Origin of the sequence: Pyrodictium delaneyi (assembly GCF_001412615.1) — an archaeon.
Taxonomy (GTDB): Archaea; Thermoproteota; Thermoprotei_A; order Sulfolobales; family Pyrodictiaceae; genus Pyrodictium; species Pyrodictium delaneyi.
Window position 1 is genome coordinate 799,142 of sequence record NZ_CP013011.1, and the last position, 17,131, is coordinate 816,272.

18 protein-coding genes are annotated in these 17,131 nt (G+C 60.3%); 5 read left to right on the forward strand and 13 right to left on the reverse strand.

Translation table 11 applies throughout. The features are described from left to right. Nucleotides 1–678 carry a restriction endonuclease gene (locus tag Pyrde_RS04135; protein ID WP_055408459.1) on the reverse strand — a complete coding sequence of 226 codons (678 nt, stop codon included), beginning with the start codon at nucleotides 676–678 and terminating at the stop codon, nucleotides 1–3. 73 nt (nucleotides 679–751) lie between these two features. Here Pyrde_RS04135 and Pyrde_RS10620 point away from each other — a divergent pair, with 73 nt between their 5' ends. After that, nucleotides 752–889, forward strand: coding sequence for a hypothetical protein (locus tag Pyrde_RS10620; protein WP_156328003.1), 138 nt, complete (start codon nucleotides 752–754; stop codon nucleotides 887–889). 102 nt (nucleotides 890–991) lie between these two features. Beyond that, complete coding sequence (locus Pyrde_RS04140; protein WP_055408461.1) at nucleotides 992–2,935, forward strand: phosphoadenosine phosphosulfate reductase domain-containing protein; 1,944 nt, start codon at nucleotides 992–994, stop codon at nucleotides 2,933–2,935. Between the two features lie 206 nt (nucleotides 2,936–3,141). Here the strand turns inward: Pyrde_RS04140 and Pyrde_RS04145 are convergent, their stop codons facing one another. The 12 genes from Pyrde_RS04145 to Pyrde_RS04200 form a co-directional block, all read right to left on the reverse strand. Beyond that, on the reverse strand, nucleotides 3,142–4,020 hold the full coding sequence (locus Pyrde_RS04145; RefSeq protein ID WP_055408463.1) for a methyltransferase domain-containing protein: 879 nt from the start codon (nucleotides 4,018–4,020) through the stop codon (nucleotides 3,142–3,144). A 221-nt stretch (nucleotides 4,021–4,241) separates the two neighbouring features. Beyond that, nucleotides 4,242–4,871, reverse strand: a complete 630-nt coding sequence (locus Pyrde_RS04150) for a hypothetical protein (RefSeq protein ID WP_055408465.1) — start codon at nucleotides 4,869–4,871, stop codon at nucleotides 4,242–4,244. Between the two features lie 161 nt (nucleotides 4,872–5,032). Next, nucleotides 5,033–5,818 (reverse strand): hypothetical protein, encoded by a 786-nt coding sequence (locus Pyrde_RS04155; protein ID WP_055408466.1) that lies wholly within the window; start codon nucleotides 5,816–5,818, stop codon nucleotides 5,033–5,035. 29 nt (nucleotides 5,819–5,847) lie between these two features. After that, a complete protein-coding gene (locus Pyrde_RS04160) occupies nucleotides 5,848–6,975 on the reverse strand; it encodes a DUF917 domain-containing protein (protein WP_055408468.1) in 1,128 nt (375 codons plus the stop codon). 38 nt (nucleotides 6,976–7,013) lie between these two features. Then, entirely contained in the window at nucleotides 7,014–7,796 is a 783-nt protein-coding gene (gene nadX / locus Pyrde_RS04165) for an aspartate dehydrogenase (protein WP_231656795.1), read from the reverse strand. Further along, nucleotides 7,790–8,653, reverse strand: a complete 864-nt coding sequence (gene nadC / locus Pyrde_RS04170; RefSeq protein ID WP_231656796.1) for a carboxylating nicotinate-nucleotide diphosphorylase — start codon at nucleotides 8,651–8,653, stop codon at nucleotides 7,790–7,792. Before nadC ends, nadX begins: the two co-directional genes overlap by 7 nt. A gap of 57 nt (nucleotides 8,654–8,710) precedes the next feature. Next, complete coding sequence (locus tag Pyrde_RS04175) at nucleotides 8,711–9,895, reverse strand: ABC transporter permease subunit (RefSeq protein ID WP_055408472.1); 1,185 nt, start codon at nucleotides 9,893–9,895, stop codon at nucleotides 8,711–8,713. 6 nt (nucleotides 9,896–9,901) lie between these two features. After that, the gene (locus tag Pyrde_RS04180) at nucleotides 9,902–10,660 is read right to left on the reverse strand and encodes an ABC transporter ATP-binding protein (RefSeq protein WP_055408474.1); all 759 of its coding nucleotides are present in this window, start codon (nucleotides 10,658–10,660) and stop codon (nucleotides 9,902–9,904) included. Between the two features lie 422 nt (nucleotides 10,661–11,082). Further along, a complete protein-coding gene (gene panB / locus Pyrde_RS04185) occupies nucleotides 11,083–11,961 on the reverse strand; it encodes a 3-methyl-2-oxobutanoate hydroxymethyltransferase (RefSeq protein ID WP_055408476.1) in 879 nt (292 codons plus the stop codon). Next, nucleotides 11,922–12,863 (reverse strand): ketopantoate reductase family protein, encoded by a 942-nt coding sequence (locus Pyrde_RS04190; protein WP_055408478.1) that lies wholly within the window; start codon nucleotides 12,861–12,863, stop codon nucleotides 11,922–11,924. Before Pyrde_RS04190 ends, panB begins: the two co-directional genes overlap by 40 nt. Nucleotides 12,864–12,873: 10 nt before the next feature. Then, complete coding sequence (locus Pyrde_RS04195; protein ID WP_055408480.1) at nucleotides 12,874–13,875, reverse strand: acyl-CoA thioesterase; 1,002 nt, start codon at nucleotides 13,873–13,875, stop codon at nucleotides 12,874–12,876. Nucleotides 13,876–14,043: 168 nt separating this feature from the next. Further along, the gene (locus Pyrde_RS04200; RefSeq protein WP_055408482.1) at nucleotides 14,044–14,898 is read right to left on the reverse strand and encodes a GHMP family kinase ATP-binding protein; all 855 of its coding nucleotides are present in this window, start codon (nucleotides 14,896–14,898) and stop codon (nucleotides 14,044–14,046) included. 190 nt (nucleotides 14,899–15,088) lie between these two features. On the opposite strand from Pyrde_RS04200, the gene Pyrde_RS04205 reads away from it, so the two are divergent. The 3 genes from Pyrde_RS04205 to coaBC all read left to right on the forward strand — a co-directional run bounded on the left by Pyrde_RS04205 (nucleotide 15,089) and on the right by coaBC (nucleotide 17,114). Next, nucleotides 15,089–15,292 (forward strand): hypothetical protein, encoded by a 204-nt coding sequence (locus Pyrde_RS04205; RefSeq protein ID WP_156328004.1) that lies wholly within the window; start codon nucleotides 15,089–15,091, stop codon nucleotides 15,290–15,292. A 106-nt stretch (nucleotides 15,293–15,398) separates the two neighbouring features. After that, nucleotides 15,399–15,761: a hypothetical protein gene (locus tag Pyrde_RS04210; RefSeq protein WP_156328005.1), complete on the forward strand. Its 363-nt coding sequence runs from the start codon at nucleotides 15,399–15,401 to the stop codon at nucleotides 15,759–15,761. 66 nt (nucleotides 15,762–15,827) lie between these two features. Then, the gene (coaBC, locus tag Pyrde_RS04215) at nucleotides 15,828–17,114 is read left to right on the forward strand and encodes a bifunctional phosphopantothenoylcysteine decarboxylase/phosphopantothenate--cysteine ligase CoaBC (RefSeq protein WP_055408488.1); all 1,287 of its coding nucleotides are present in this window, start codon (nucleotides 15,828–15,830) and stop codon (nucleotides 17,112–17,114) included. The last annotated feature ends 17 nt before the right edge of the window (nucleotides 17,115–17,131 follow it).

Below are 17,131 nucleotides of genomic sequence, written 5' to 3' on the forward strand. Positions count from 1 at the left end.
TCATGCCTTGAGCTTTACCACATGTATAGCGGGCTCCTCGGCTAGCACATATAGCTCTTCTATGAAGCCGCGGAGGCGCGAAGCCGGTACCACTGCTACGCCCTCGACTAGCCTGGGGGCGCTCTCCCTTAGCACGAGGAGTGCGGGTACGATCCTCCACTTGCCCCCGGGGAGGCCTAGCCGCCGCCAGTGGGCTGCGAGCTTTTCCACCCGGGCCCGGTGCTGTGCTGCTGCGGCGCGGAGCCGAGAGGGCGTCGATATCCTGGGGCTCCAGTGCTTACAATCGATAGCCACCGCGAGGCCTCCAGCTCTATCGAGCCCTAGCACGTCGAGCTCCAAGCCCCCGCGGCCGTGGAGCCGGAGCCCCCGCCGCGCCTCGAACCCCGCCTCGGAGAGGGCTCGAGCCGCGTACTCCTCGAACATCCTCCAGTCGAGGCCCCGCGCCACCACTGTCTCTGGTACTCCGAGCCGTACGGCGGCAAGCGCTAGCTCGATGCGCTCCACGACGCACGCTCTGTCGCTGTCTAGCTCCAGACCCCCAGCCTCGGCAAGCTTCTCCAGGGCGGCTCGGACTAGGCCGGGGCGCAGGAACAGTCTCGCAGCAAGCTCATCGACTGTGACACAGTCCTCCCTAGTTCCGAGTAGCGCGGCGGCTACAGCGGCTAGAGGCAGCGCCACAGCCCGAGGCCCCTAGATGGTGGCCCTCTGGGGTTTCGGGGCTTTAGAAGCCAGCTAGGCGGCTTGAGAGCGATTGACAGCAATTGGGTTGGGCATGGTCGGCGGAATGGACGCTGGCAAGCCCGCTGTTTGCCTGGATGGTTGTAGCGGGAGACACCGAGGCAACACCAGCCATGATGTCGAGATACGTGCTAGCGTTGATGCAGTGTAACCGTGCATGTACAGGTCGAGTGCTCCGGCGGGTTTATCCACAAATACGCTGTACACGAAGGCCTAGCATAGGCTACAGCTCCCGGGTACGGTGCCCCAAGGTATGCCTAGGAGGCTTAAGGGACGGGATGCTCTTGAGGTTCTGAGGCGCTACATGCCTCGGCTACGCTGGTGCCCCTTCTGTGGTCTCCCCGTGCTGGGCCGGGAGCAGTGCCCCCGCTGCGGGGGCCGCACCCTGGAGGTGAAGCTGGCGCCTCCCGGCGACCTCCGCCCTGCCTGGCCCGAGGAGAGGGAGCGGCTCTGGAGGGCGGCCCTCGAGAGCCTCGGAAGGGAGGCAGCCCGCCGGCTACTAGGCGGGCCGTGGGCGCTTGTTCTGCTCAACCCCGTGCAGAGCGTCGACGCGGGCTACGAGGTCATAGTGGACGGGCACACTGTAGCCGGTTTCTTCTACGACCCGCTCGAGGACCGGTGGCTTGTCCGCCCAGACCGAATAGGCGTAGAGATCCTCGCCGCTGAGGAGACAGGCCCAGTGCTCTATGCCGACACTGTGCTCCGCCCCGGGGCTGTGCTCCGAGGCGGGCTCCGGGGCGAGAAGCCCCAGTCAGGCAGCTACGTGGCGCTGGCTGGCCGGGGCCCGAGCTACGGTATCGGCCGCGTCCTCGGGGACGGCGCGGTCCGGGTAGTGAAGGCCTGGAAACGCTGGCGCAGAGTAGAGTGGAGGCACCGGCCCCGCGCCCGCAGCTTAGACGAGGTCGTGGAGGCTAACCGGGGCTGGCTCGAGGAGCGCGAGGAGGAGGCCCGTAGCTGGCTAGAGAAAGTGATACGCGAGACGGGTGCCAAGCCGCTAGCCTCTGTGAGCGGGGGCAAGGACAGCACAGTCTCAGCAGCTATAGCGGCGCTGGCCGGCGTCGAGGACCTGTACAGCGTCGACACGGGGATGGAGCACCCGGAGACCCTGGAAACGGTGGAACGGCTAGCCAGCACCCTGGGAGTAAGGCTGCACGTCGCATCACCGGGGCCTCGGATGTTCTGGAGAGGTGCCGAGCTCTACGGCCCACCTGCCAGGGACTACCGGTGGTGCACCAAGCTGCTGAAGATGACCTCCCTAGCCAGGCTCCTAGAGGAGCTAGCACCAGGGGGCCGGGTCCTCACGGTGACGGGTCAGCGGGGCGCCGAGAGCACCCAGCGCGCACTATCCCCGCGGCTGGCCGGGAGCGGCACGGCAGGCCGCGGCCGCAGCCTAGTAGCGGCCCCGATACAGGAGTGGAGCAGCCTCGAGGTATTCCTCTACATACGGCTACGAGGGCTACCCCTCAACCCGCTATACCGGCTAGGCTTCGACAGGATAGGCTGCTGGATGTGCCCCGCCAGCCACCTATGCGAACTCCGGGAGACCGCCAGGAGGCACCCCGAGCTATGGGAGGAATGGGAGAGGCTCCTCCGCCGCTACGCCCGGCGCCACGAGCTGCCCCGCAGCTGGGTGAAGCTCGGGCTATGGAGGTGGAGGTGGAGCCTCCCAGCCGAGGCCAGAAGGCTAGCCAACCGAGCCGGCCTAGACCCAGACGTGACCCTAGGGAGGCTCAACACCTACGGGGCCATGACCGCACGGGAGTATAGCCGGGAGGGAGAACTGCTAGTCGCCTCTCCCAGCCTCCCCAGCGAACCAGACTGGGACAAGATGCCGGGGCTAGCCAAGGCTACCGGCCTAGCCTACAGTGTGGAGGACGATAACATCACCCTCCGGGACGGCAGGGTTTGGGCCCGTGTCACCCGTAGCGGCCGCGTAGAGATCCCCGCGGCGACGCCGCCCAAGGAGAGGAGGAGACTGGCAAAGCTCGCAGCATCGATACTCCTCATGGCCTCGGCCTGCATCGGGGAACAATGCATGCTCTGCGCCAGTAGCTGCCCAGAAGACGCAGTCAAGGGCCCCGCAGTCATTGATGCCGATAAGTGCACGGGGTGCCGTGCATGCATAAACGCGTGTCCAGCAACCAACAAGGCGGAACAAGTAGTACAGCTCATCGAGGGCCTAGCTAAGGAGAATTAGGCCCGAAGGGAAAGCCAGCGTAAGTGCCTCATCAAACTTGTATAGCAATGCTGGGCTAGAGCCTCAAAAGACTTTACCACAGAAAGATAACAATGTGTCAAGCCACGGCTACTCACTGCCACCTTGTCTAAACCCGAACAGCCAAGCAGCTGGCAGAACAACTCAATGTGGAAATGTGTGACGAGCAAGTAGACCAGCCATACGGTCTATGGCTCTTCATGGAGCTGCTCTGGCAGAGTCTCCCAGAGCTCCCCGCTACTAGGCGCGGTCTCACGAGGCTCCATTGCAACTAGCACCTCTGCTCCCCAGGGGTCTCGGCTCGGCTTCTCCAGATAGACGTGATTGTAGAAGATCCAGAGCATGGCGGCCACTGACGCCAGGTCCCAGAGCCTCGTAGGCATCGTCGTGAGGTACCTGTAGCCGGGCAGCTCGTAGAAGACCCGTGCAACAATGCCCCTAAACTGATCATACTTTGCATGCACTCCTACCACGCCACGGCCGTCCTCCTTCACGTACTCTACGCGGATTCTCGTGTAAAGGTTGTTGAAAAGTAGACGTGGTAGGAGGTCGCGCTGCTCTATCAACAGTATGCCGTGGCGTGGCTGTAGCTCTCTTACCCCTGCTAGTGCGAGGAGTAACCTCCAAGGTGAGAAGTGCGGGAGCGAACTCCCCCAGAGAAGCGCTAGGTCGAAGCAGCAATCAAGCTTTTGGGGGAGCCTAGCAGCGTCGACTGCAACAGTCTCGACTCTAACACCCTCCTTTAAGCCAGCCTTCTCTAGCCATACGTGAACTTTCTCAAGAATGCTAACGCGTAGATCGGTGACTACCAGGCTGACCCTGGCGCCACGCCGTGCTAAGGCGGCTGCGAAGGCTGCACCAGCGATACCGCTTCCAGCTGCGACGTCGAGCACCGCTACGCGGTCCTTCTCGGCGAGGTAGGCGAGCCTCGTGGAGACTAGGCTGTGGGCATACTCAAGCAGCGTGTTGAAGCGCTCCTGGGCTTCTCTGGTGGAGGGGTCCTCCGGCCAGAGCCACTGGCTATAAAGTCTCTCAAGGGCATCAGAATAAGTGTTATCGGTTGACATGGTCCGTGCTCGCACCTAGTACATGCTATAAGCGTAGGTTTTCCTTATAACATTTGCTGCTTGGGTTCGAAGGAGCCGGCGCCTTGGGCTAATGGGGTGGACATACTGGGTTCAGAACTCATGGGCTCACGTCCTGCGTAGAAAATGCTCCCATTAAGGGAGGCTTGTGATAAAAACTGAGGAGGGAACTGATGTACCTCTAGCCCTCTCTTGGCTACGCGTTAGCTGCCTGCGGCTATCTGCTGTGCTAGGTAGCCCCTGGCCCAGGTGTAGGTCTCGCCATCGACGGTGATTGCTGTCGCGTGGACTATGGTGTAGCCGGTTAGCGGCTGAGTCTTGGCGTAGCCTTCAACGGTTACTGTTGTGCCTGGCTGTATCTTGGCTAGTATGGTCTCTGCGGATACTAGGCCGCCGCTAGGGCTTTTCATCATGTATGGTAGTACTACCATTGCGGTGCCACTGCCGGTATCGATGACCAGCATGCGTGGTTCATAGATCTCGGTCACGGTACCGGTTACTGTGGTCTCAGATGCTGTTGCCCAGGCGCCTCGGGCGGCACCGTGGTGGCCGTGCCAGCCAGCGGCGCCGGCGGCTGCCATGGGGCCAGCTGCTCCAGGCTTACCAGCTGCTGGCATACCAGCGGCAGGGGCCGCCATTGGCTGCTGGCCCGTCGCCATTGGGCACATCGGGCAGTGTCCGTAGCCGGCTGGGTTGGCCACGGGCTTTGCGGGGATAGCAGGCGCAGTGACGTTAGCCTGGCCTATCCACCAGGGGCCCCACGCGCCCGCTATTGCTCCGCCTGCGAGGGCTAGGGCTACGATACCTAGTAGAGCTAGACCTGTCTTCGCCATGCAGGTTCACCTCTCTTTTTCTTTCTGTGCTGCTCCGTGTTCTACTTCTAGGGTGTGAGGAGGGGTATACCCTTAGCTCACTGGAGGAGCACACCACTTGTGAGCAAGCTATAAATACCCGGGGTCCGTGCGGCGGCTTCCCGCTACATCGACTCCTCTTGTTAAGCAATAGTTACAACAGCTCCCTCCATGACTAGCTCTGCGAGAGCCTCGGCAACCCAGCTTACCCGGCTCCAGGGCCGCGGGCCCCCGGCGCGCTGCTCCCGGGCAAGTCTGTCAAGGAGCTGTAGTAGTCGACCTAGCGTTTCCCTACACGGGGGCTCGACTGGGGGATCTTCCCCTAGGGCTATCCAGACGGTTGCTGCCCGAAGCGTGTCTCCGGCCTCGTCAATTAACGTGCAGCGGGGCTCCACGAGCTGACTGTACCGCCAATACCGTTTCAGAGCGTCTAGCTCCTCTTGGAGCCCCCGTTGTGCCATCCATACGTGTACCTCCAGGTCCTTCACAGCGGTTGCGGCGACGTGCGCCACTAGGAGGCCCTGCTGGGCAGGCAGGTTACGCGGCAGCTCCACCAGGTAGTAACTCGGCCCAGGGTGTAGGATGCTGTGCACAGCCTCGTGAGCCAGCAGCGCGGCTCCATACTCGAGCCCGGCCAGCTCGCCTGGAACGACGTGTATCCGGGGTATCCCAGTCCACGCCTCGTAGGCTGTAGGGTAGAGCGCCGAAACCCCGGCACCGACCCGTAGAGCCTCCCCCGTAAGCGTCTCGGCCAGCTGGAGGGGGCTCTGGTAGAGGTGTAGCTCCACATAGTCAGGCTTCTTCCCGGGCTCGGCTCTCTCGTAGACTATGCGGAGCTGATTTAGCATAATGGAAATCGTGGAGCCGGGGATGGGGCCATGCTCTATTACGGCTACAGTTACAGAGGCTAGCCGCTCTATGCGCCCCAAAGCACGGCCCCCATCAGTAGGCTTTGAAACTAATAGCTAGTTGGGAGAACTTGTGTGCCATGTGCAGCTACAAGAGTCTCCACCGGCTTGTAGTCGTATGTAAACCCGAAATGCCTCGGGCCGAAGAGTTCAAGGCCTCTTGGCGTCCTCCACGCCTCGTGTGCTCTAGCCGCGACAACATATACATGTAGGCCGGGCCTAAGCCGCGTAACGAGTACAAGCTCAGCTTTACTATCCACGAGCGATATAATGTCGGGAGGCATAACGATGGGTTCTCCGTCGAGCCAGGCCATTATGTACTCGTTCTTAACCCACACTTTGAGTTCTCTACCTCCACTAGCGTCTATACCCTTTATCGTTACATAGCCTTCTAGGAACCCCGCATTATCACTAAGCTGTGTATCCTCTACAACGCCCTCGAAGACAAGCCACCCGCGACATGCCTCCAGAAGAGCATCAAGAGGGTTCGAGCCTGTAGCGCGTGCCTCCAACACTCTAGCACCGAGTTCGAAAGCCCGGGAGATGCTTCCCCGGATCAGAGCCCTCCTAGCCTCCTCCGGCCCTAGTGGTGCATCGACGACAGCCACGGACGAGCCGGAAGATGCAGCAAGCGATCTCACTATGTGCTCGTACTCGTCTATACTCGCATACTCATAGAGCACTAGAAGACTACCCGTCCTAGAGGCTACCGCGCTTGGCGCCAAGCTTAGACCATAGATGTTTAACGTGTCCTGGTGTATCTCTGGCGCAGCTCTTCCTACACGGTCCCCGTCAACTACGGGGACGTTTGCAAGCGAAGCAGCTAGGAAGGCTACTGGTGTATTGCCAGCACCAAGCTCGACGGGGGCTATAGCCCCTATGTTGACACCAACACGTCTACGTAGGGTGGAGAGGGCTCTAGCCAACGGGACGCGTACAGCATCGAGGCTTTGATGGCTAGCACTACGGGCCATACTTCCTACCATATAGGCAGAGACGATAGTCTCGTTAACCTCGTCGATGTCATAGAGTATGAGCGACCGAGACTTAGCTATGTAGACCTCGTTTACTATCTTCCAGCCCCGCTCCCAGCTACCTCCACCACCGGTGGCGTAGAAGGAGAGGCCGATGAGAAGTGCACGGAAGCCCTCTCTACCTGATACAGTAAGAGTAGGCAAGACGGTGTAACCCCGTGATTAAAGCGCTGCTTGGAGGACTAGCTGCCTACCTCTACGCCGCCGCTACGCGTGATGCGGCGGAGCAGCTCTATCGTCGAGAGAGCTGCGAGCAGGCTTGTCCGCGGGTTACGGGGCGAGGGCACGTTCTCTACGCGTATTTCAAGCCTAGATGCCTTGGATTCGACTATTACTATGTGGGTGTTACGTTCAATTCTCGGGTCGGCTACTATCTCGACCTCAGCCTCCATGCCCGCAGCGAGACTCAGCGCGGCAGCGACGTTCACATTGAAGGGATAGAGTCGAACAGCCTCACTCGCGGGGCCACGGTACAACACCCTGGGCTCATTGACTTCCACACCGAGGCTCTTTGGGGGCTTCACGGTGCGGAGCAGCAGTCTCCGTATCCCAGCGCGACGTAGTGCTCGTACAGCGTCAAGGCCTGCGAGCGCCCCCGTAGGGACGTAGACATGTACACCTCGTTGCTCCGCCTCTCGGTTAAGCTTCTCGAGCAGCTCCTTGTCGAGCAGTGCACCGGCGCTAAGCACTACGAGGTCTACACCAGCCTCCACTACGCGGAGGGCGTACTGCCGGACAGCTTCCTGGCTAGCAGCCTCCACTACAAGGTCTGGCCTAGTCTCAAGGAGTTCTTCGATGTTCCGGGCAATCCGGGCTCGGGGGGCTAGCTGTTGTAGTCTCAGGCATTTCTCCGGCGCCAGGTCCATAAAGGCTGTTATCTCCGCCTCTATCACACCCTGGTTAACGGCTTCTACTATCTCGCTAGCTATAGCGCCGCAGCCTATGAGTGCTAGCTTTTTCAACACTGGTCCAGCCTCCTCATTCTCATAGACAGATCGACACGAGCCGGGTATAGCAGAGGATAGCTAGTACTCACCACGTCAACGCCTGTAGCAGCGTACTCGGCTATATTCTCGGGCGTTATACCGCCGCTAGCCTCGACGACAATCCTACTCCTCACCCCCTCCCTCTCTAGCAGAAGGATTGTCTCCCGAACCTCATCGGGAGACATATTGTCAAGGAGTACAGCATCTACACCCAGTCTTGCAGCAGTGAGGGCCTCCTCCGGCGTAGAGGCCTCTACCTCAACTCTGTGCATAAAGCTCCGCTGCTCCAGCACCCTCCGTAGAGCCTCGCCATAGTCTCCCACTAGGGCCACATGATTGTCCTTTACCAGAATCGCGTCGCTGAGCCCGAGTCTATGGGTGTCCCCGCCACCAGCAGCAAAGGCTCTCTTCGCACAGACGCGTAGCCCCGGAGGCGTCTTACGCGTCGCGGCAACCCGCACCCCCGGGGCTACGCGTCTAGCAGTATCCACCATACGGCGTGTCTGAGTGGCCACGCCAAACGCGTAGATGAGGAGGTTCAGAATTGTGCGCTCCAGCGCCAGTAGTAGCCCGGCAGGCCCCCGGATCCGAAGTACTATGTCTCCCGGCTCTACTAGTTCGCCAGGCTTCTTTGGGGCCTCAACGTCCAGCCCTAGGATACGCAGTGCTCTAGCAAGCTCGGCTGTACATGCAGCTACGGCCCGGCTCTTTGCAACAACCACGGCCTCAGCACATACATCTTCTAGGCCTAGAGCATCCGTAGTGAGGTCCCAGTGGGGCATATCCTCCCGGAGCCACTGGAGAATTTCCTCAGCCATCATACGGGCTAGCGCCAATATACACGCCCCAGAGAAAACAGTGCGTTCAAGCCTGAGTCTATGGATTTCTCGGAGCTACCGGCGGCTTTTGAACCGTGCAGCTATACGGGCCCGGAACTGCCTGAGAGTCTCCGGCCCTGTCACGGCGGTCTCCGATTCAAGTGCCTTAAGGAGCACCACTAGTACTAGTAAGGTCTCGGCAAGCTGCACAATAGTAGCTGTCACGGCGTAGTCCAAGCCTATGAGGGGCGACATGCCTGCGTATATGACGGCTGTATAAGGCAGCAGCGTGAATATCTTGGATGCTGGTATGCCTGTCATGGTCATTACTGTTGGCACTATTGCCGGGATCACTACTATTGGCGCGGCAGACTGTGCACCACGTACTGTTGAAGCAAACATCCCGACGAGCATTGACAGTATTACGACGAAGAATGCCTCCGATGCCAGAGCGACGACATACACGAGCATGTCCGTCAAAGTATAGTATTTGGTTAAATCTAGGCTAACGCCTACGGAGCTGAAGAGTTGATAGAGCCCTGCCATTGCAGAGATAGCAGCGAGTATAGCTACTATGAGGGCCGCGATAGCTTTTGATAACGCTATACGCCGCCGGCTCACGGGAAGCGAGAACAATACTTCAAGCATGCGTTCCTCTCTCTCAGCACCTATGAGCGTCGCACCAAGCGATGCTGCCGGGAAGAGTATGAAGAACGTAGCATATCCCAGTGTTATTCCTGCTCCATGGACATTGTTGAGTTCATTTATACTCCATAATCGATCGTTGAGCAGTATATATGCGTTAGATGTTATGTTTTCGCTTGGCGATAGCGCGCGTGCTATCCGGCTGCTTATAGAACCTGGTAACGCTAATGTGCGTGCTAGCTGCGATAGCTCACCACGCACATACACATCTACAGCTATCTTTCCATTGGTTACATTCAGCATCATGATGGCGTCATATCCGCCTGTTTTCAGTAGCTCTACTGGGTTACACGTCTCAACTACATCGATAGACACGTTGCTTGCCCGCAATCCAGCAGCTATCATGTTAAGCATGGTAGTCTGGGCAGGACTCTCCGGGCAGACAGCTAATGCTAGCTTAGTGCCACGCAGCTCAGCAGCTTTCCTTATCTGTTCCGAGGCAGCACCATAGAATGGAGTCATTGCCGAGTATATAACAAATGGGAGAATAATCATAGCTATTACCATAGGCTCCCGTAGTAATGTCTTAAGCTCCTTCTCAAGCAGTCTACGCATACAACATCACCCCTCACGGTGCCCAGCTATAGCATTCATGTAGGCTTCTTCGAGGTTACGGGCACCATACTTCTCAATAATCTCCCGCGGTGTGCCAATCTCGATGATCCTGCCATCCTTTATGAGGGCTACACGGTCGCAAACATACTCGACCTCTAGCATGTTGTGACTACTCAGCAACACGGTGACTCCTCTACTCTTAGCGTACTCAACTATGACACGGCGTAGCTCATAGCTGGCTTCGACGTCAAGTCCCGACGTGGGCTCATCGAGTATAGCGAGCCGAGGCCGCACAGCTAAGGCCCAGGCAACCTGGACGCGGCGCTTCATACCCTTGCTATACTCCTGCATCCGCTTCTTGCTCAGTACATCTGGATCGAGGCTAGTGAGGTTCACAGCCTCCTCTAGAGCCCTATCAATATCGTCTCGGGAAGCGCCACGCGCAGACATGAATGTCTCGACTACAAAGGACAGGTATTCATAGCCTGTGAGCCGCCGGTAGCCGCCGACCTCCTCTGGCACGTAGACGAGTCTCTTCCGCGCCTCTAGAGGCTCCTTAGCAACGTCTACACCATCCACAATAACGCGGCCACTAGTAGGCTTGAGCAGTGTTGCAATGATCCGGAACGTGGTAGTCTTTCCTGCACCATTCGGCCCAACTAGGCCGAAGACCTCACCCTCTTCGACACGGAAGCTGACGCCGCGGAGAGCTTCGACGCCTCCAGGATAGACTTTCACGAGATCATTGACGACGAGTACTGACATATTCTCTAGAGCCTCCTTCCAACACCTCCGAGAATATTGTAAGGGCGGGGTAAAGCCGAAATAATATATTTGTCGATTTTCTCTATCTGGCTGAGCTATTGGTCTATTCGCCAGTCTCTTAGAAGCTCACTGAAGATAATTAACCGGCTTAGAGTACTAGAGAAGAACTGCCACGAGTAAACTCGAGTCATGCCGCCGCTGCTTACAGAGAAACGCGTTATAGGTATTCTACCCTGCCAAGGCGATATCTCCCAGCCATAGAGAAGCTAAATAGCCGACGTAGACTGCTAAGAGCGAAAGACTTGCGTAGTCTAGCCTCCGGGCTGCTCAAAAGCCTGGGAATGAGGTAGTGCTTGGCTTCGCCGAGCCCCCTTGGACAAGGGCTGTGTGGAAGGGGAGCGAAGCCGACCCCGCCTCACCGGCTAGCCTTGGTTCTCATGCTCCTCTTGATTTTCTCGTTCTAGTAGCTTCTGGAGGCGCTGGTACTCGCCGTTTTTCATCCCCCAGTACATGTCCTGGGCGGGGAACTGGCTGCTCCGTACCTCGCGGGCGTACGCCTCAACGGCGCCCCGTATTATCGAGGCTAGGTCGACGTAGCGCTTGGCGAAGGGTGGCGGTGTTGGGGTTAGTCCTAGTAGGTCGTGGATGACAAGTACTTGGCCGTCGCAGTAGGGGCCGCTGCCGATACAGATGGTGGGCACTTGTATCCTCCTGGTTATCTCCCTGGCTACTTCCCAGGCGGTGAACTCCACGACTATCGCGAAGGCGCCTGCCTCGGCCGCTTCCTCGGCGTCGCGTATGATCTCTAGGGCCTCTTCGGCGGTCTTGCCTACTAGGCGGTAGCCTCCGAGGAGCTTGTGCTTCTGAGGCGTTAGGCCGACGTGAGCCATTACCGGGATGCCGGCGCGGCGCATCGCTTTTATCACGTCCGTGTAGAGGCTGCCGCCCTCTATCTTCACTGCGTCGGCGCCTGCTGCCAGCAACCTGCCAGCGTTCCTCACGGCCTCGGAGACAGAGGCCTCGTAGCTCATGAACGGCATGTCGCCGACTATCATTGCGCGGGGCTGGGCCCGGGCTACGGCGGCTGTATGGCGCACCATGTCCTCCATGGTTACCTGGAGGGTTGAGGGAAGCCCGAGCACAACCATGCCCAGCGAGTCGCCCACCAGGATCATGTCGACGCCGGCCTCGTCGACAAGCCGGGCGGTGGGCGTATCGTAGGCGGTAACCATTACGAGCTTCTCGCCACGCTGCTTAGCCTTCAGTATGTGGCGCACGGTGATCTTCTCCCGGCCAGCCATGGCTCTAGCAGCCTCACAACATTGTACACAGCCTTGTTCACGGGGGCCTGCGCCCCGTGCTTCTCCGCCGTCCTCCAGACAGCGCCGTTGATATAGTCTATCTCGGTCCGCCTCCCCGCGGCTACGTCTTGTAGCATGGAGGAGCAGTTGTCCCCGGTAGCATCGGCGACCCTTAGAGCCTCCTCGACCGGGTCCACGGGGAGCTCCACACCCGCGGCCGCCGCAGCCCGGCCCGTCTCAGCCGCGAGCTCCACGGCGAGCTGTCGGGCGTAAGGATTCTCCACGACCACCCGGTTCCTATCCCACGCAATCACCGTCACCGGGTTGACCGCCGCGTTGACCGCGAGCTTAGCCCAACGATACGGCTCGATGTCAGCCACGTACTCGGCGTCTAGGCCTCCCGCCAGGAGGAGCTCGACTAGCAGCCGGGCCGACGGGCTACACTGGCCGGAGACAGCACGGCAGCCGACCACTACGCGGCGGCTTCTACCGGCGAGTCGGCTATGACAGCTTCCGGGGGGCCGGTAGACACCGTAGAACGCCAATGCAGCCACGGCCCTAGAGGAGCCGTAGACACGCTCAAGCTGCTCGAGGCTTCCCAGCCCGTTCTGCATAGAGACGACCAGGCCCGGGCTCCAGCCCGCGTTGAGCGAGGCCTCTACTGCGGCTTCGAGGTCGTAGGCCTTAGTCGCGTAGACCACTACCTCAGGCTCCAAGCCGGGAGCGGCATCCCAGCCGCAAACCTTGACTGCAGCCTCTCCCAGGCCCTCGACGGTCACCCGCTCTAGATGGCAGCCGCTACGGCGCCTCGCAACCACAGCCACATCGGCGCCGGCGAGGGCGAGCGCTACTGTCACGGCGCTGCCGACAGCGCCGCAGCCTCCGACCACAGCCACCTTCATGGCTGTGCCCTCAGCGTCCGCGGACGAGTTCCCTAGCGTGTTCTATTAGCTGCCATGCTATCCGCCGCCTCTCCTCGCGGACCCGGCGCCTCTCTAGGTACTCCTGCATCCTCTCATCGCTCAGCACCGGGCGGCGGGGCAGCGGCTGGGGCCGACCCTGCTCGTCCACAGCCACCATTGTCGCGTAGAGCAACGCCACTGTCCTCTCTCGGTCCTCGGTCACGGGATTGTAGGCCGCCACCCTGACCGCGACCTCTAGGCTACTCCTCCCCGCCCCTGTTATCCCGGCCTCGAGCTTAACCAGGTCCCCGACTCTGGCCGGGGAGGCGAACACAACAGCGTCGAACCCCGCTGTAACCATGGCTGCACCAGTATACTCTATCGCGGGCACAGCAGCCATCTGGTCTATCTGGTAGAAGAGCCGGGAAGCATCCATCACCGTCGGTATAGTGAAGGTGTCCTCAGGCGATGTAAAGAAGTAGCTAGTCTTACGGTAAACGGCGTCAAGCGGTGCTGTTGACCCGGCTATCTCTCTCCGCTTCTCTATTAGTGGTAGCCGCGCCTCTAGCCAGTACCGATGCGCCTCAACCAGAGGCTCCGTCTCGAGGCTACACGCCGCGACCTCTACACCGTGCTCACGGGGGCGCACATTCTCATCTACAGCCACGTAGGTCTGGAGGCTGAGACTCACCGGCCGGGGCTCAGCCCCGCCTAGCGGCCTAGCCTCGGCGTAGACCAGCACGTCTAGCGTCCGCTGCGTAGAGCCCACTACCCAGGCGTAGACGTGGAGGTTCTCTCCCACGCGGCCCGGGCTAAGAATGAACAGATAGTCCATAGCGCCTAGCACGGTATAGCCCCGCGCAGCCCTCATAGACGCCATACCGCCGGCTTCAAGCATCCAGCCGGCAAGCCTCCCGCCATGTAGCGTTCCATACCTGTTAGTATGCCGGGGGTAGATGGGGTGGAGCAGCGTGACGAGGCTCTCCTCGATACACAGCCTCCTGCCGGTCAAACCCAGGCAACCCCGGTGTAGAGCGTAACTCGCCAGACGAAGAATCCAGCGCAGTCAAGAACCCTAAGGAGAATTCATTATACAGCATAGTGACTGGAGTCCGTGAAGAGTGGGTTGTTTTCGCCGCCTCCAGGGAAAGTGAAAACAGCCAAGGACTTGGGGCACCACCTAGTGGCTCCTTGAACTCCTGCACGGCCGTATCGAGAGAGGTGCAGAGGCTGGACGGTGGCTCCGCAGCATCAAACTGTGCTCCTGGGCTAGCTTCTCTAGCTCCCGGCGGGCCTCGTCCTCTCTACCGGGCCTGGGCACAGCTACTGTGACCTTCTTCTTGGCGTACCAGCCGAGCAGCAGCCCCATGTCTACCAGCTTGTCGAGAGACTCTACTAGCCAGGGTGGAGCAAAGCCTGCCTCGGTGCTGAAGCCCCTGGCCTCTTCCAGGAAGCGCTCCAGGCTTGGCTCCTGGGCGAGGCGGGCGAGGCGGGGCGCGGCTAGCGTATAGAGCCGCTCGCCTAGCTCCCGGTGCATCTCGGAGGTCGTCATTCTGCCCAGCTCCAGGCTGTAAATAGTTGACACGGGGATGGGGTAGCTCGCTACCCGGGCTAGCCCCGGCGCCCCGGGTGCGAGGCGTAGCTCGAGCCCGCGGCCCAGGAACATGGCCGCGACATCGCCTAGCCCGGTGCCAGCCGCAACCTCCGCCTCGTGGGCTAGCGCAGCAGCCTCCTCCACGTTCATGCCCCGTAGTGCGGCCTCGCCCACGGCCACAGCTAGCGCCACAGCGGCCGAGGCGGCGTAACCTACAGCCAAGGGTACAGGGAGCCGGACCACGACCCGGGCCCTGGGCCCGCCTAGGAGCCTCCAGAGCGCCTCGAGGACACTAGGCACCCCATCCAGCCGGTGGCCCTCAACGTGGACCTCTGCCCCGCAGCCCACGCTGCTACATGTGTGGATCTCAGCCTCGGCTCCCGGCTCTAGAAGGAGCCCTGCTCCGAGGCTCCCTGTCTCGCGGCGTGCTGGCCTCCACAAGGGGAGCCAGATCCCGGTAACGTGTAGTGGTACGTGTACCTGGTAGATGCAGTCTTCCGGCAGCCCTGGCCACCCCAGGGCTTGCTCTCCTAGGGCTCCCCGGGCATCTATGGGTAATGGTTGCCCGTCCGCGGCCGGTATAGGGGCTAAATAGTTACACTCGATAGTAATCAAATCTGGAGAATCTGTGATGGCCCGCACATTCGCTGCTGTGACTATACTTGTCATACTAACGGTAGTATTCGCTATCCTGGTGGTGTCTAATCTGAGCGATAAGGCTGGCCCGCCTACAGAGTCTACACCCGAGCAAAAGCTGTACAAAGTAGCTGAGAGGCTGGTTAAGACTCAGCAAGTTTCGAGCATAATCGGTGGCTTGAACTACAATAATAACTAGGATAGTTCCCGTCAAGCTACGGGAGGGCGAGGTAGAGAAGACTATATGGTGTATAAGGTTAAGGCTCGAGAAAAGCCGGCTTGTGGAGGCAGAGTTCCAGCACCCTGTGACCGGACAGCATATGAGGGCAGTAATCTGGCTGGACACGCTCCGTGTATACGCGACTGAGGACGGCGAGCTCCTTGGTATATGGCCGGAGCTCTCCTGGCCCCCAGAGGAAGCAAGACTCGATGCATCCAAGCTCTCTGTAGCGGATAGGGTAAGGGGGATACTTGCACAGAGCACCGTCTTCTCTAACCTCCTAGAGGAACCCAATACCACCATATACCTTACAGCCGTGATATACGACAAGAATCATCCAGAGGGCCTGGCGCTACTCCACGTAAACGAGGCTGGCAAGAAGTATTTGATCTCAGTCGATCTCGCAACAGGGACTATAAGGCTTACACAAGAGAATCCGCTGGGCTAAGCCTCTAGGACGCCGCCGACTAATTCCCCTAGAGGCTACCTGGCTCCTGGAGGCTGAGCCAGGAACATGGAGGGCCGTTGGGAGCCGATGCTATGGGGCCGCCTACACCCCAGCAGCGGTATTGTGGGCGAGAAGAGGGGGGATCTGGAGGGCCGCTGTATAGCTCTAGGGGTAACGGGTAGCGCTGCTATCTACCGTAGCCTGGACCTTGCCCGGCTCCTTATGCGGTATGGCGCTGTTGTACGCGTTGTCATGACCCCGGCTGCAGCTGAGCTGGTTTCGCCCACGCTCTTCGAGTGGGCTACTGGCATGCCCGCCGTAACCAAGATGACCGGCGCTATAGAGCATGTGTCGCTTGCCCGGCTCTGCGACGCTGTGCTGGTAGCCCCCGCGAGCCTCGACACAATGGCCGAGATAGTTGGCTACCGTGCCTCTACCCCGGTCTCGGCTCTCGCCCAGGAGGCTGCGGGGCTCGGAAAGCCAGTGCTACTCGTCCCGGCTATGCACCTCGGCATGTGGAGGAGGGCCTCCAGGCTAGTCGAGGAGCTGGAGAAGCAGGGCTTCTACGTCATGAGGCCCGTGCTGGAGGGGGAGCAGGCGAAGTACCCGCCGGTCGAGCTCGTCGCTTGGTGGACAGAGGCCCTGCTGGCCCGGGGCAGGGACCTCGAGGGGCTACGCGTCCTTGTAACAGCTGGGCCTACCCGGGAGCACATAGACCCCGTGAGGGTGATCACCAACCCCTCTACGGGGAAGATGGGTGTCTCCCTAGCCCTGGAGGCTGCCTGGCGGGGCGCCCGCGTAACGCTGGTTCACGGACCTTTGTGCACTGGGCTACCCCAGGGCTGGCAGGGCTACCTAGACGAGACTGTGGGCGTCGAGACGGCGGAGGAGATGAGGCGTGCCGTCCTCGAAAAGATCAGGGGTACCGATGTAGCGTTCTACGCGGCCGCCGTAGCCGACTACCGGCCCTCCAGGGCCTCGCCCGGGAAAGTGCCGACAGAGACTGGCCGTCTAGTCCTCGAGCTCGAGCCCACTCCCAAGATAGTCGAGGAGGCAGTGAAGGCTGCTCCCCGCGCAGTCCACGTAGGCTTCGCAGCAGAGACTGCGGGGAGTGACGAGGAGCTAGAGGCCCGGGCCCGGGCTAAGCTGGAGCGCTACATGCTAGATGCGGTGGCCGCCAACAACGCGTTAGAGCCGGGCGCCGCCTTCGCTAGTGACACGAACCGCCTCATAGTTGTGACGTGGCGCGGCGGGCGGGAGGAGATACCCCGGATGCCCAAGCGGATGGTTGCCCGGCGCCTACTAGACATAGCGGCGAGGCTCCACCGGGAGGGCCCAAGGCCACGTCCCTAGCATTGAGGGTCCCCTGG

Excerpts from the sequence above, each read along its gene's own strand:
- Pyrde_RS04175 (WP_055408472.1), bottom strand. The coding sequence starts at position 9,895 with ATGCGTAGACTGCTTGAGAAGGAGCTTAAGACATTACTACGGGAGCCT.
- Pyrde_RS04205 (WP_156328004.1), top strand. The coding sequence starts at position 15,089 with ATGGCCCGCACATTCGCTGCTGTGACTATACTTGTCATACTAACGGTA.
- Pyrde_RS04190 (WP_055408478.1), bottom strand. The coding sequence starts at position 12,863 with ATGAAGGTGGCTGTGGTCGGAGGCTGCGGCGCTGTCGGCAGCGCCGTG.
- panB (WP_055408476.1), bottom strand. The coding sequence starts at position 11,961 with ATGGCTGGCCGGGAGAAGATCACCGTGCGCCACATACTGAAGGCTAAG.
- Pyrde_RS04140 (WP_055408461.1), top strand. The coding sequence starts at position 992 with ATGCCTAGGAGGCTTAAGGGACGGGATGCTCTTGAGGTTCTGAGGCGC.
- coaBC (WP_055408488.1), top strand. The coding sequence starts at position 15,828 with ATGGAGGGCCGTTGGGAGCCGATGCTATGGGGCCGCCTACACCCCAGC.
- Pyrde_RS04180 (WP_055408474.1), bottom strand. The coding sequence starts at position 10,660 with ATGTCAGTACTCGTCGTCAATGATCTCGTGAAAGTCTATCCTGGAGGC.
- Pyrde_RS04145 (WP_055408463.1), bottom strand. The coding sequence starts at position 4,020 with ATGTCAACCGATAACACTTATTCTGATGCCCTTGAGAGACTTTATAGC.
- Pyrde_RS04150 (WP_055408465.1), bottom strand. The coding sequence starts at position 4,871 with ATGGCGAAGACAGGTCTAGCTCTACTAGGTATCGTAGCCCTAGCCCTC.